The organism is uncultured Campylobacter sp. (genome assembly GCF_938045595.1).
GTDB lineage: Bacteria > Campylobacterota > Campylobacteria > Campylobacterales > Campylobacteraceae > Campylobacter_B.
Genome location: NZ_CALIBB010000123.1, coordinates 23,412 through 37,323 on the forward strand (window position 1 = coordinate 23,412; position 13,912 = coordinate 37,323).

A 13,912-nucleotide genomic window follows, 5' to 3' on the forward strand; every position below is an offset into this window, starting at 1 on the left:
ATTTAATCAGCGGCGCAATCGCTCGGCGGCTGTTCAAAATTTAAACGAGTGATACGATTAGAGAGATGAAGCGCCTGCCGCAAATAAATTTGAAGCAAAAGCGCCTTGCCGTGTCTAATAAAATAAATTTAACGCTCCGATGCTTCCTGGAAGCGACTCTTGCTTAGCTCTTCATGCCCAAAATAATTTTACCGCGTTTTGCATCGCAGCCTCTAGCTTTTAGTACCAAACCCGCATAGCGGCAAAATTTAATCGGCAGCGCTGAGATGATGAAATTTAAAAGTAGATCCGCAAAGACGAAATTTAAATTTAAAAACAAGTCCCCCGACGAGAGTTAAATTTCCCGCATAAACGGCGTTTGCAAAAGCCGCACGCTAAAAGGTATCTGCTCGGACGCATACCGCAACGCACCTCAAGCGCTAGCTCTGCACGTACGTCAAGTTCCGCTAAAATCCTCGCCACGCGTTCCTGCATCGTCTCATAAAACACCATCGTAGGCTGGATTGTAAATTTAAATTATTAAAGAATTTGGATGAGGCGAAATTTTAAATTCCGCCTCCTAAGCGGAAAGGGATTAAAGTGCCGCGTAGCGCACCATTAGGCAGGTTTGAAGAGCCGCCAGCTTATCGAGCGTGCTTTTTTGCACTTCGGAATCGACCAAAATGACCGCCAAAGCGTCCCCCTCCTCGCCTCTGCCTAGGCGGAAGTCCGCAATATTGATGTTTTCGTCGGCTAGGATCGTGCTTACGGATTTGATAACGCCCGGCACGTCGGTGTTTTTAAAGATTATCATCTTGCCCTTCGGCTTAAAATCGGTCTTAAATCCACCGATATTTACGATACGCTCCTCACTTCCGTCAAAGACCGTACCAGCGACATTTGAGATCGCCTCGTCGGTCATAATTTTTACCGCGATCTCGCTTTTATAGACGCTGTTTGCAAGCTCGCCAAAGCTCGTCTCAATCCCCTTTTCATCCGCAAGAAATTTAGCGTTGACGTAATTTAGCGAGTCGCCCAAAGAATCGTGCAGTGCGCCTACGATTGCAAAAACGAGCATCGATTTTAGATACTGCACCACCTCGCCGCTGCCCTCGATGCGAATCGATTTGATCGGGCCTTTGTTGATCTGCGCCGCAAGATAGGCCATTTTCGAGACCAAATTTATATACGGCTCAATACCGCGCGGCAGATCCTCGAGCTTAAGCGGCAAATTTAAAGCGTTTGGATAGTTTAAGCCGCGCGCGGCGCTGATCGCCTGCTCTGCGGCTTCCCGGGCGATATTGCTTTGCGATTCGAGAGTATTTGCTCCAAGATGCGGAGTCGCGCTTAAATTTTCGATATCCAAAAGCTCGTGATCGGTCGCAGGCTCTTTGTCGAAAACGTCGATGCCGAGATACGCGATCTTGCCGCTGCGTAGATTGTTTGCAAGCGCTTTTTCATTATACAGCCCGCCTCTAGCGCAGTTTATTAGGCGCACACCGTCTTTCATCTTCGCTATTTGCGGCTCGCCTACCATATTTATCGTCTCTTGATTTTTCGGCGTATGGATCGTGATGAAATCGCAAGATAAAATTTCGTCGAAATTTTTCGTATATTTTACTCCGAGCTTCGTGGCCTTCTCAGGCTCGATATAGGGATCATAGGCGATGACGTTCATCCCAAACGCAAGCGCGCGAACCCCCACGCGCGAACCGATGTTTCCAAAGCCGATGATGCCGAGGCTCTTTTTATAAAGCTCGGTGCCGTACCATTTCTCGCGCTTCCAAATTCTATTAATTTTTAGATCGTTGCAGGAATTTACATATTTGCGCGCCGCATTTAGCAGATGGCACATGGTCATTTCGACCGCGGCGATGGTGTTTGCCGTAGGTACGTTCATCAAAATAATGCCGCGCTTGGAACAGCCGTCAATATCGCAGTTATCGACGCCTACGCCTGCGCGCACGATCGCTTTTAGCTTGGTGCCGGCATTTAGAAATTTCTCATCCACCGCTGTAGAGCTTCTGGTAATCGCGACGTCCGCATCGCCTAAAATTCCGTATAGCTCGCTCTTGGGCACGTTAGTAGCGTCGATTACTCTAACATCCGATTCCTGCTTAAGCAGATCAAAACCGATTTTGTGGATTGCGTCGCAGACTATGATAGTTTTCATTAAATTTAACCTTTAGAAGTAGGTCCGCAAGGCGGGGATGCCTTGCGGGAGGAATTATTTATTTAGTTGATCTTTGATCAGATCCCCTAGGCTTTGCTTCTCGTCGTCGTTGCTATTGATCTCGTTTAGCGCCTCGCGCTCCTTCTGATGAGCCAGTCTGCGCACGCTTAGGCGGATTCTGTTTTTCTTCTCATCGATGAAAGCGATCGCAGCCTCGATCTCGTCGCCTACTTTTAGGCTATCTACGCTTACGTTGCCAAGATCTTCCTTGCGGATAAGCGCGTCGATACCGCCTCCAAGCTCGACAAAAATTCCGAACTCTTTAATATCGCGGATCTTGCCTTTTACGACATCGCCTTGATTGTGGCTCTTGGCATAATCGCTAATAGGGCTATCGCCGAGCTCTTTGTGATTTAGAGAAATTTTTTGAGTATCTTTGTCGATCTTAATGATCTTAACCTCGATCTCGTCGCCTACTTTGAATAAATTTTTGCACTTCTCGCCGCGATCCCACGAAGCGTCCTCGTTATGCAAGAGTCCCTCTACGCCATCGATCCTCACAAACGCGCCGAAGTTTGTAATCGTAGTGACGCTGCCTTTTAGCACGTCGCCCACTTTATGCTTAGCAACAAACTCGTCAAAAGGCTTGGTGAGTAAATTTTTAAGGCTCACGCGCAGCCTGCGCTCGCTAGGATTGATCTCTACGACTTCGACGTCAAGCTCCTCGCCCTCGCTGATGAAATCTTTCGGATTTTTGATATTTTTATCCCACGAAATTTCGCTGATATGCAAAAAGCCCTCGATGTCGTTGCCAAGATCGACAAACGCGCCGTAAGGCTCGATATTACTTACTTTTACGCGGATAGTATCGCCCACTTCCAGGCTATCTTTGATCTCGTTCCAAGGATCTGGCATCGCTTCTTTAATCGAAAGGGAGAGATGCTTTTTATCGTTGTCGTATTTGATAACTTTAACCGGGACCTTATCGCCCTCTTTGTAGAGCGAGCTTGGATTTACAGGACCTTTGTATGAAATTTCGCTGTAGTGCACGAGCCCGTCCACGCCGCCTACGTCTACGAACATACCGTAGGTGGTGATCTTTTTGACGACGCCTTCGATGATGCCCTCGGTAGCGATTACTTTCTCGATCGCCTCTTTGCTTGCTTTGCGATCCTCATCAAGTAGCTTCTTGCGCGATACTACGATGCTTTGTTCATCTCTATCGACCTTGATGATCTTTACTTTGAAATTTTTACCGACGGCGCCATTTGGGTTTTTAAGCGCACTTTGCGAGCGCGGCATAAAAAATTCCACATCATCTGCGTTAGCACAAACGAAACCGCCCTTATTAAACGATAGAATTTTAACGTCATAGACATTTTCTGCGTTTTCATTATAGGAGTCGATGAACGCCTTTACTTTTTCCTTCTTTAGGGCCTTTTTATACGATACGACCGGGCGACCGCCTCTGCTTCCGATAATAGCGACTTTGATGTCATCTCCTACGTTAACCTGCGGGTTTCCTTGATCGTCGCTCACCTCGGCGGCGTCCAAAATGCCCTCCGACTTCCTGCCTACGTCTATGAAAACCTCACTGTCCTTAAGGGCGATAACCTTACCTGTGACGACCTCGTCGCGAGACTTCCCGGCGTCATACTCCTCTAACAATGTCGCAAAATCTTCCTCTGCGTGGTTTTGAACCTTCTCGTTCACCTCAGCCATATGCTTCCTTTAAATTTATTTGTGCTTTTTTGAAAAGAACTAAAATGCGCGATTCTAGCCAAAATTTGCTTTCGATTTGATAAATTTCTAAGAGTAAATTTGATAAGAGGGCTTATAAATTCTGCGTTAGACTTTCGATTCTCGCTACTACTTTTTTGATGATCCAATCAGGCGTGCTAGCTCCTGCAGAGATGCCGCAGAGGCTTTTGTTTTCAAACCACGAGCGTTCAAGCTCGCTTTCGTTTTCTATAAGGTAGCTGTCTTTGCAAAAATTTTGCGAAATTAAAAAAAGTTGCTTGGTGTTGGAGGAATTTTTTCCGCCTACGATTATCATCACGTCAGCCTTTTGAGACAGGCTTTTTACCGCCTCTTGATTTTCCAGCGTCGCATTGCAAATCGTATTAAAAATTCTCAGCTCCCTAGCGCGCTGCATCAAAAAATCCGCAATTTTGGTAAAGCTTTCTATCTTTTTCGTAGTCTGCGAAACGAGCGCGACGCGCGAGCCGAGCTTGACGTCTTGCAGTTCCTTCGTATCCATGATCACGAATACGCGCGATTTTGCGTAGGATTTCACGCCCTTTACCTCGGGATGATTTTTATCGCCGAAGATCACAATGTCGTAACCCTCCGCGCTCATCTTTTCTACGATCTGCTGCGGCTTAGTCACAAAGGGGCAGGTAGCGTCGATGAGCTGCTTGTTTTGCGCTTTTAGGTTTTGCAGATCGTCCTTTTGGATGCCGTGCGTGCGGATGATGAGCTTTTGCTCGTCCTTGATCTCGCTAACGCCCCCCAGGGTTTTGACGCCGAAATTTTGCCTTAGCCTATTAATCTCTTCGGCGTTATGTATGAGTTCGCCGATCGTAGCGGCCTCGCCGGCGCTTTCTGCGATCTTGATCGCGCGCTTGACGCCGAAGCAAAAGCCGTAGCTTTTGGCCATCTCAATCTTCAACGCCGGCTCCGATCTGTCTTAAAATCGCGGTGAAGTTCGGAAACGACGTCGCGATACAATCGCTATCCTCGATGATCATCCCCGATCTTAGGCCTAAAATCGCAAAACTCATTGCGATACGGTGATCGCCGCACGGCGTGATGATCGCCGCGTTCGCCTCGCCGCCTTCGATCTGCCAGCCGTCCTGCAGCTCGCGCGCCTTGATACCGCAGGCGCGAAGCCCTTCGCAGGTTACCTTTATGCGGTCGCACTCCTTTACGCGCAGCTCGGCGGCATTTTTAAGCACGCTACTTCCCTGCGCGCAGGCAAAGGCGATCGCAAGCGCAGGCGCCTCGTCTATCAGCCACGAGATATTTTCGCTCACCTCCACGGCGTGAAGCGGCGCGTAAGCGATCTCTATATCGCCGATCTGCTCGTAAATTTCGCTCGTTTTATGAAATTTTACCTCGGCGCCCATGCGTTTTAAAATTTCATACGCCTCTATGCGGGTTTTGTTTAGCAGCATATTTTTTAGCACGATGCGCGAGCCTGGGATTATCGCTGCGGCTACGGCGAAGAAAAACGCCGAGCTGGGGTCGTTTGGGATAAAAATTTCAAGCGGTCTAAGCGGCGAGCTAAGCGCTGCGACTTCAATCGCAAGACCGTTTTGCGAAATTTGCGCACCCATCGCTTTTAGCATCCGCTCGCTATGATCGCGGCTAAGCTCTGGCTCGCTAAATTTACACCCGCTGCCGCGCAAGGCCGCTAAAATAAGAGCGGTCTTTACCTGCGCGGACGCAATTTTACTCGCGTATTCAAAATACCCGAGCTTTTGCCCCAGCACCGCGATCGGCGCCTTTTCGCCGCCTGCTCGTCCGTAAATTTTAGCGCCCACCTTGCAAAGCGGATCCGCAACGCGCCTCATCGGACGCTCGCTTAGATACCGATCGCCACACAGCACGAAAAATCCCTCGCGTCCTGCTAAAAAGCCCATAAATAGCCGCATAGCGGTGCCAGAGTTGCCGCAATCAAGCGGAACGTTAGGCTCTTTGATAACCTCCGGCGGAGTGATTAAAATTTCGCTCGCATCGCGCTGCACGCAAGCACCCAAAAGCTCCACGATCTTTAGCGTATTTAGCGTATCCTCGGCGGCTAGATAGTTTGAAATTTTACTCGTCCCCTCCGCTAGCAGCGAAAAAATCGCCGCACGGTGCGAGATCGATTTATCCGCGGCGATATTTGAGATCTCCGCCCGCAAAGGGCCCGCTTGCGCAAAAATTCTCATCGCAGCCCAAGTCCCAGCTCGCTGCTAAGAGCGGCTAAAATTTTATCGGTAAAGCCCGCCACTTCCTCATCGCAGAGCGTTTTTTGAAGGTCTTGAAATACAAGTCTGATCGTCAGGCTCTTTGAATCGCCCAGGCTTTCGTCGCTATAAAGATCGCTCGGGATAAGCTCCTTTAGCGCCTCGATTTTAAGGGCGTCTATACACTGCTTAATCTGCTCGAAGCGCATTCCGCTCGGCACCAAAATGCTTAGATCGCGCGATACGCTAGGGAACTTCGAATAAGCGTCCGCTACGATATTTTCAAATTTAAGCTTGGAAAAATCGATCTCGCACAGATAGCTTTTATCCAGATCACGCCCTGCTTCTACGGCGTAATCCACGCGCCCGATAAAGCCCACTATCTGCCCGCCCTGCTCGATCTGCGCCTGCTCGAATTCGCTTAAAAATTTCAAATTTTTGCTCGGGAGTCTAACGTTAAATTTACCGATGACGCTTTGGATTAAATTTGCAAAATACAAAAAATCCACTGCAGCGGGTTTTGCGCCAGCCGCGATAGAGGGCTCGGCTTTTAGTCCGCTAGCGATGAAGCCCAGCCTTAGGCTCTGCGAGCCGTCCGCATCAAACACCTCTCCTAGCTCAAAAAGCTTAACGCTTCTGCGGGAATTCTTTAAATTTCGCTCAGCAGATTCCAGCAGATGATTAATCAGCGTCGGTCTTAGCGCGTCCAGCTCGCCGTTGATCGGATTTAAAATTTTAACCTTGCACGGCTTAAAGCCTAAGCTTTGCAGCGCCTTGCCGTCGTCAAACACATAATGCACGCACTCGAAAAATCCCACTGCTGCCGCCTTGCTGCGAAGCTTGCGCCCATTACATAAGCTTACGTAGGTATCGTTTAGGCGGTTTTTCTCGTAGAAACTTAGCGGCGCAGCGGCGATATTATCGATGCCCACGATACGCACTATCTCCTCGCACACGTCGTGAGAATTTACGATATCGTGGCGGAAAGGCGGCACCTTGGCGGTGATTAGATCGGCTTCGAGCCCTATTTCAAAACCCAGCCTTTTTAAAATTTTTACGATCTTATCGCGCGGAATTTGCGCGCCGATCATTGAGTTTATCTCTTTTTCGCTAAAACCCACGATAAGCGGCTCCAAAGCATTTGAAATCTTTTGTGTGCCCGCATATAGGCTCACGGCTTTATTTTTAAGTAGCAATCTAAATAGCAGATCTAGCCCCAGCCTAAGCTTTGGCTCGCTACCTCTGCTTGAGCGATACACGTGCTCATCGCCCTTTAGGCTTTTGTTTTCGTTTACTGCTTTAGCAATGATCAGTGGAGCGGTGTAGTTTGCCTCTAATAGCACCACTTTGCTACTGCAACACGCCTTTAGCTCCGCGTCTTGGCAAATCCCTGCTACGCTAAGCAATCTCTTGCCCGCATAAACGCCGAACTCGCCGTTTGGCATAGGCTTTATGTCAAGCGCTACCTTGCCATCTGCGGAAGCGATCTTTTCAAAATCATAAGCTCGCAGCAACACTCCGGTAGAATGAGTAGCGTAGTTGATGAAATTTTGCACCGCGCAGCTTTGCAAAATACCAACGCTTGCAAGACGCAAGGTCTGCTTTAAATTTAACTTCAGCTCGCCTTTGATCTCGTAAGCTCGAAAAGCAAATTTAGCGCTTACCTCATCGCTTGCACGCACGCTTAAAATTCTACCGATACCAGGCGCTCCGTCGGCATCTTCAAACTCGTGCTTTTCCTTTAGCGGCAGATCAAGCGCTGCGCCTAGATCGCGCGCTATGCCTAAGATGCTAAGGCAGTCGCCGCGATTAGCGGTAAGTTCGATCTCGATAAGATCATCATTAAAAATTTCATACTCGCGCAGCTCCTTGCCGAGCACGAGCTCGCCGATGCTGCTATCAAGCACCATAATGCCGTCATTCGTCTTGGCAAGTCCAAGCTCGGTTGCCGAACAGATCATGCCAAAGCTCTCCACACCGCGAAGTTTGGCGGGCTTTATCTCAAGACCGCTCGGAAGCACGGCACCGATTAGGCTAACTGCGACGTATTGCCCTGCCTCGACGTTTTTCGCGCCGCAGACGATCTGCAGGCTCTGCTTACCGACATCAACCTCGCAGACATTTAGATGATCGGAATTCTCGTGACGACGCTTGCTTTTTACGAGTCCTACGACGACGCCTTTAGGAAGTGAAATTTTATCGTGAGCGTCAACCTCAAGACCGATGGAATTTAGCGTAGAAAGCAGCCTTTCACTTGAAATTTCGCTTATGTCGATCCACTCTTGTAACCAATTTCTCGTTATTATCATTTAAACTGCTCCAATAATCTAATATCGCCTTCAAATAGCGAGCGCAGATCGGGGATACCGTGCAGCAGCATCGCGAAACGCTCCACGCCGAGCCCGAATGCGTATCCGCTGACGTTTTTCCAGCCCACTGCTTTAAAGACGTTAGGATCGACCACGCCGCTGCCTAGCACCTCGAGCCAGCCCGTCTGTTTACAAACGCGGCATCCCTCGCCGTGGCAGAAAATACAGCTGATATCGACTTCGGTGCTCGGCTCCGTAAACGGAAAGAAGCTAGGGCGGAAGCGCACCTTTACGTCTCCAAACATATAGCGCAAAAATTCCTCTAAAACGTATTTTAAATTTGCAAAGCTCACGCGGTCTCCCTGCTCGACTACGAGACCCTCCACTTGATGAAACATCGGCGTGTGGGTTAGATCCATATCGCGGCGAAAGACCGCGCCCGGGGCGATCATACGCACCGGCGGAGCTTTAAATTTCTCCATCGTGCGGATCTGAACGCCGCTGGTGTGCGTGCGTAGCAGCCGCCCGTCATTTAGATAAAACGTATCTTGCATATCGCGCGCAGGGTGGTATTTGGGTAAATTTAGCGCTTCGAAATTATGAAAGTCGTCCTCGATGAGCGGGCCGCTTTCGACGCTGAAATTCTGCGCGATGAAGTAATCTATGATCTTATCCATCGTCTCCATCACCGGATGCAGCGCGCCGCAGCTTACGTTTTCGTTAAAAAGCGTGACGTCGATTGCTTCATTTTTCATCGCCTTTTTTTGCTTCGCCTCTTCCAGGCTCGCCTTTTTTGCGGCGATGAGCTCGCTAAAATAATCGCGCTTTTCATTCGCGCTTACGGCAAGCTCTTTTTTCTGCTCGGGTGCTGCGGATTTAAGCTCGGCAAAAAGCTGCGTTACGATGCCTTTTTTGCCGAAAAGCTCCAAGCGCACGGCTTCCAGCTCACCTAGGCTTGCCGCAGCGTCGATTTTTGCTTTAATCTCTTGCAAATTCTATCCTTGTGGTTAAATTTAATGGCGCGATTGTAGTTAAAATTTGATAAAAGCTAGGTAAATTTGCGTGTTTGGATTTTTTGGCTATAATCGCGGCTAAATTTCAACCTCATAAAAGGATCTAAAATGAACGTCTTTGAAAAGATCGTAAACGGCGAAATCCCGTGCAACAAAGTGTTAGAGAACGATGAATTTTTGGCCTTCCACGACATCAACCCAAAAGCGCCGATCCATATCCTGGCGATCCCTAAGAAATGCTACGAAAACTTCCAAGTAACGCCTCCTGAAGTGATGAGCAAAATGAGCGCTTTTATCCAAGAAGTAACTCGCAAAATGGGGCTTGATAAGAGCGGATACCGCCTCGTTTGCAACTGCGGCGAAAACGGCGGGCAGGAGGTGATGCATCTGCACTTTCATATCCTAGGCGGAATAAAACTACCATGGGACCGCGTAAGTGACCGCAATACCGAAGAGAATTTTTAAGGCTCGAACCAAATTCTATTAAAATCAAAATTCCGTGAAATTGCAAAATTTTGCGGAATTCTTTGAAATTTTTAAAATTCCGTTTCATTTATAGGCACCGAGGTTTTAAAAATAATCAAAATAGTAAAACTACAAGCTAAAATTTATCATCAGACGCTAAAAAGAAATATAAATTTATCACAGACGATCTCTTAGTAAATGCCATTCTTTAGCTGTAAAGCTTTAGCTCTTAGAATTTCAAATTTGAAATCGGCAAGAAATTTTAACGACGCGGCAAAATTTTAAATGAAACCGAGCTTTATAAAAAGAGTTATGCTTTTACATGGCGAATGAGTTAAATTTCAATTATATGAAATTTAAAACCTACATGAATTTTGCTTTGAATGAGCGATTCGGCTTTAGTTTTCAAGCAGAATTTAAAATTTTAGTGTGAAATCATAATCTTAGAATTTTAAAAATTTAAATAGTAGATTTAAGTTTTAGGGGCATGCGCCCCTAAAAATTTTGAAAGGATTTGCGGGGATTATTTGCTTAGCATTGAGCTTAGCATCCATAGGCGTTTTTCATAATCGCCATAGTGATCCTGCGCAATATTTGAAGTCGTATCGTCGCCCTCTTCTTCGGCTACTTCTTGAAGCTTTTTAAATTCTTTTACCAAATACTCGTAGGCTTTTTTAACATCCTCAAGTACCTCAGATACGCTATAGCTATCTTTTACACTAATCGGAGCGTCTTTTGAAAGCTCAATTAGATCCTTAGCCTTAGTTACGGCCTTGCCACCTATTTGAAGCGCGCGCTCAGCCATATCGTCGAAAAGCTCGCCCATCTCGTCGTATGCTTTCTCGGTGTAAGCGTGAACCTGCGCGAATTGTAAGCCCTTAACATTCCAGTGATAATCGTGGAATGCAACAAAGAACGCATGAGCGTCCGCCTGAAGTTTGTTTAGTTGTTTTACTGTTTTTGACATTGTGTCTCCTTTATTTAAAATTGCTGTAATTATAGCAAGATTTACTTAAATTATAATTATACTAAATAATAAATTTTATCTTTTAGTGAAATTTTGAAATTAAATGGCTTTTAAATTTATCTACAATTTTTTTGAAATTTCAGCTATGCTGCATTATAATGTCGCATTATGAAAAACAAATTTATGATAACCATAACCGACCTTAACGGTTCTAGGAATTTTTTGCTCTCGCAAATCATCAAAAAGATCGCGTTATATTTAGTACTATTTGTTTTTACCGTTTTCGTCACGGGTGCGCTATATATCAGGTATCTGGGCTCTAAAATCGATAGCCTTTCGCGAACCAAAACCGAGCTTAACGAGCTAAATCAAAAACTTCGCGACGGTATCGCGGCAAGTCAGATGGAATTTGAAGCCATCGAGGGTAAAATTTCGGATTTAGAGCATCAGTTTGGGCTCGATCCTGAGGAGGATGAGCGCGCGATCGACCGCCTATCTCACATCAAGCCTACTTCCGAACAAGAGATCAAAGAGCGCGCGCAAAAGATCATCAACGAAAAATTCTCCGACGCACTGATCAAAGAAATTTTTATGCAGATCCCAAACGGCAGGGTCATGCGCACTCATCAGCTCAGCGAGAAATTCGGCTGGCGCAACCATCCCATCTTAAAGCGCAAGCAGTTTCACCCGGGCGTTGATCTACGTACGCCGCCTAAAACGCCTATCTACGCGCCTGCAGATGGTATCATCCAATACAGCGGCGCTGGCGCTACTGGCTATGGTAATCTAGTCGAGATCCGCCATAACTACGGCTTTACGACACGATATGCGCATTTGGATTCAAATTTAACTCGCAAAGTAGGAGAGTTTGTAAACAAAGGTGATCTCATCGCTTTTAGCGGCAACACCGGGCTTAGCACCGGACCTCATCTGCACTACGAGATTAGATTTTTGCAGCTGCCGTTAGATCCGCTAAATTTCATCAACTGGAACGAAAAAAATTACAAAGAAATTTTTACTAAGGAGGAAGATGTCCCATGGCAATCTTTAATAAAGGCGATGCAAACACCGCTCAAACAACAATAATCTCGTCAGGCACGCTCATCAAAGGAGAGCTGCACCTGTCGTGCATTTTGCATATCGATGGCAATGTCGAAGGCGACGTGATCTCCGATAACACCGTCGTCATCGGTAAAAATGGTACCGCGCGCGGCTCGATTAGGGCCAAGCATATCGTAATCAGCGGCAAATTTTTCGGCAATATCGAAGCCGAGCTCGTCGAGCTGCTAGGCGGCGGCGTACTCGTGGGCGACGTGCTATCGCAAAGCTTCGGCATCGAAGTGGGCGCGAAATTTAATGGAAAAAGCGCGGTAAGTGGCAGCGATCAAGCCCTAGTCATCGACGGCAGCGCAAGTGAAGACGTCAAGCTCATCGACAAAGCTCTAGGCGAATAAATCGCGCACATTTGGAATTCTTGGGATTTTAAAGGCTTTAGCTAACGGGGTTTTAGAATCTGATTGATATTAAAATTTTAAAATTTCTAGCCTTTGGAATTCTTAGAATTTTAAAGATTTTTATATTTGCGAGATCTTAGAGTGAATCTTAGAATTTGGAATTTTAAAAAATTCCAAATTTTAAAATCCTCACAACCAAAATTATTGAAATTTTTAAGCTTTGAAATTTTCAAAATTTTAAAGCTTAAATATGCTTAAAATTTCAGAATTATGCAGATCGTAAAACCCTAAATCCTAAAATTTTGCGCTTACACGGGATTTTGAAATTTTGCTTGTAAGCCGGATTTTAAAATTCGCGCCCGACTGAATTTAAAATTTTAAAATTTCGCCGCAAAATAACGCATGGACGCAAAATTTTTGCTCGCACATACTTTAAAAGCTCGCGTAAGTTTTAAGTTTCGCAGAAGCTATGTAAGCAAGTATAAATTATCTACGCCGAGTGTTTTGACTCATTATAGCTCTTTGTGCCGCCAGCTCAAATATCCGCGAGGTGATAAATTCCGCGGACTGAGCTAATTTAAGCCCATTATTAGATTAGTTATGTATAATGCGATTTCTTTTTGTGGACAGATGGGTGAGTGGCCGAAACCACACCCCTGCTAAGGGTGCAGCTTCTAACCGGGGCTCGAGGGTTCAAATCCCTCTCTGTCCGCCACTATTTTAAAATTTAAATCAATAAAATTTCACTTCCGTGATTCAATCGATTCTAGCCGCCTAGAATACTGCCTAAAAGCAGCGCTGGCATCATTAGCGGCATTACGATGAGTCCTTGTATATCGGTATCCATTTTCGCATCGCGCTCGCTTTTGATCCCGCTATCGACCGCTATACGCGAGGGGTATTCGATCGGTACGCTTAGGCGGTGCGATCTGCGCAGCTCGTCGTGATCTTTTAGGCGCTTAAAATATTTGCCTTCGATCAGATAAGAGTAGCGAAACGTAGAACTATACGCGGGCTCCAGCTGCTCTGGGTCGTCCATCAGTTTAGCCTGCACGGATAGCGGTAGATCGTATTTTACGAGCTCGATTTCGTGCTGGATATATGCGGCATCACTGCCTTCATTGTATCTGTCGATCGTAAGCATGCTTACGTTGCGCCTTATCGCGTCTTTATTTAGCGACGCCAGACTCGCAACCTTGGCGCGCACGGCGCTAAGATTCGCATCAAATACGTAATCATAAATCTCGCCACTCATTCGCAGCTGACCGCCGGACGTCGCGCTCATCGCGACGATATGCTCACGCCCTTGCATGTAGCCCGGCAAATTCTTACTCGCACATCCGCTAAAAGCTCCACAGTATAGCGCCAAAAGCGTGCCATAAATCCAAAATTTCATAAACTTCCTTTGTAAAATTTAAAGACGGATTGTATTAAATTTTGCCTTAACGAGAGTGGAATTTTACGGCGCGGCAGAATAGAATTCTGCGGCGGAATTCTATGGCGGCGACGCGTAGAATTTCGCGCGGACTTCCATAAAATTCCGATGAAATTTCGCAAGAATTAAAGCCAGAACGCGAGGAAAAGGCAAAATAGGCGCAA

General features: G+C 46.6%; 11 protein-coding genes and 1 tRNA gene. 4 read left to right on the forward strand and 8 right to left on the reverse strand.

Annotated elements, in window-relative coordinates:
- Positions 1-574 precede the first annotated feature (574 nt).
- The 6 genes from serA to pheS form a co-directional block, all read right to left on the reverse strand.
- Positions 575-2,152 (reverse strand): phosphoglycerate dehydrogenase, encoded by a 1,578-nt coding sequence (serA, locus tag Q0340_RS05115; protein ID WP_298082441.1) that lies wholly within the window; start codon positions 2,150-2,152, stop codon positions 575-577.
- A 54-nt stretch (positions 2,153-2,206) separates the two neighbouring features.
- The gene (locus tag Q0340_RS05120) at positions 2,207-3,874 is read right to left on the reverse strand and encodes a 30S ribosomal protein S1 (protein ID WP_298082442.1); all 1,668 of its coding nucleotides are present in this window, start codon (positions 3,872-3,874) and stop codon (positions 2,207-2,209) included.
- 112 nt (positions 3,875-3,986) lie between these two features.
- A complete protein-coding gene (locus Q0340_RS05125; RefSeq protein WP_298082443.1) occupies positions 3,987-4,823 on the reverse strand; it encodes a 4-hydroxy-3-methylbut-2-enyl diphosphate reductase in 837 nt (278 codons plus the stop codon).
- Positions 4,813-6,087 carry a 3-phosphoshikimate 1-carboxyvinyltransferase gene (aroA, locus tag Q0340_RS05130; RefSeq protein ID WP_298082444.1) on the reverse strand — a complete coding sequence of 425 codons (1,275 nt, stop codon included), beginning with the start codon at positions 6,085-6,087 and terminating at the stop codon, positions 4,813-4,815. The genes Q0340_RS05125 and aroA overlap by 11 nt, the downstream gene beginning before the upstream one ends.
- Positions 6,084-8,414, reverse strand: coding sequence for a phenylalanine--tRNA ligase subunit beta (gene pheT / locus Q0340_RS05135; protein WP_298082445.1), 2,331 nt, complete (start codon positions 8,412-8,414; stop codon positions 6,084-6,086). Before pheT ends, aroA begins: the two co-directional genes overlap by 4 nt.
- Entirely contained in the window at positions 8,411-9,406 is a 996-nt protein-coding gene (gene pheS / locus Q0340_RS05140) for a phenylalanine--tRNA ligase subunit alpha (protein ID WP_298082446.1), read from the reverse strand. The genes pheT and pheS overlap by 4 nt, the downstream gene beginning before the upstream one ends.
- Before the next feature lie 129 nt (positions 9,407-9,535).
- On the opposite strand from pheS, the gene Q0340_RS05145 reads away from it, so the two are divergent.
- Positions 9,536-9,892: a histidine triad nucleotide-binding protein gene (locus Q0340_RS05145; protein ID WP_297941615.1), complete on the forward strand. Its 357-nt coding sequence runs from the start codon at positions 9,536-9,538 to the stop codon at positions 9,890-9,892.
- A gap of 523 nt (positions 9,893-10,415) precedes the next feature.
- Here the strand turns inward: Q0340_RS05145 and Q0340_RS05150 are convergent.
- Complete coding sequence (locus Q0340_RS05150) at positions 10,416-10,859, reverse strand: Dps family protein (RefSeq protein ID WP_005873145.1); 444 nt, start codon at positions 10,857-10,859, stop codon at positions 10,416-10,418.
- A 165-nt stretch (positions 10,860-11,024) separates the two neighbouring features.
- Here Q0340_RS05150 and Q0340_RS05155 point away from each other — a divergent pair, with 165 nt between their 5' ends.
- From Q0340_RS05155 to Q0340_RS05165, 3 genes are all read left to right on the forward strand, one after another.
- Positions 11,025-11,945 carry a M23 family metallopeptidase gene (locus Q0340_RS05155; RefSeq protein ID WP_306528386.1) on the forward strand — a complete coding sequence of 307 codons (921 nt, stop codon included), beginning with the start codon at positions 11,025-11,027 and terminating at the stop codon, positions 11,943-11,945.
- Positions 11,897-12,313 (forward strand): polymer-forming cytoskeletal protein, encoded by a 417-nt coding sequence (locus Q0340_RS05160; protein WP_297883182.1) that lies wholly within the window; start codon positions 11,897-11,899, stop codon positions 12,311-12,313. The genes Q0340_RS05155 and Q0340_RS05160 overlap by 49 nt, the downstream gene beginning before the upstream one ends.
- 624 nt (positions 12,314-12,937) lie before the next feature.
- Positions 12,938-13,028: transfer RNA gene (locus tag Q0340_RS05165), tRNA-Ser, on the forward strand.
- A gap of 51 nt (positions 13,029-13,079) precedes the next feature.
- On the opposite strand, the gene Q0340_RS05170 is transcribed toward Q0340_RS05165, so the two are convergent.
- Positions 13,080-13,709, reverse strand: a complete 630-nt coding sequence (locus Q0340_RS05170; protein ID WP_298082447.1) for a hypothetical protein — start codon at positions 13,707-13,709, stop codon at positions 13,080-13,082.
- Positions 13,710-13,912: the final 203 nt, after the last annotated feature.

Coding starts and splice junctions, on each gene's coding strand:
- serA (WP_298082441.1), bottom strand. CDS start 2,152: ATGAAAACTATCATAGTCTGCGACGCAATCCACAAAATCGGTTTTGAT.
- Q0340_RS05120 (WP_298082442.1), bottom strand. CDS start 3,874: ATGGCTGAGGTGAACGAGAAGGTTCAAAACCACGCAGAGGAAGATTTT.
- aroA (WP_298082444.1), bottom strand. CDS start 6,087: ATGAGAATTTTTGCGCAAGCGGGCCCTTTGCGGGCGGAGATCTCAAAT.
- pheT (WP_298082445.1), bottom strand. CDS start 8,414: ATGATAATAACGAGAAATTGGTTACAAGAGTGGATCGACATAAGCGAA.
- Q0340_RS05145 (WP_297941615.1), top strand. CDS start 9,536: ATGAACGTCTTTGAAAAGATCGTAAACGGCGAAATCCCGTGCAACAAA.
- Q0340_RS05150 (WP_005873145.1), bottom strand. CDS start 10,859: ATGTCAAAAACAGTAAAACAACTAAACAAACTTCAGGCGGACGCTCAT.
- Q0340_RS05160 (WP_297883182.1), top strand. CDS start 11,897: ATGGCAATCTTTAATAAAGGCGATGCAAACACCGCTCAAACAACAATA.
- Q0340_RS05170 (WP_298082447.1), bottom strand. CDS start 13,709: ATGAAATTTTGGATTTATGGCACGCTTTTGGCGCTATACTGTGGAGCT.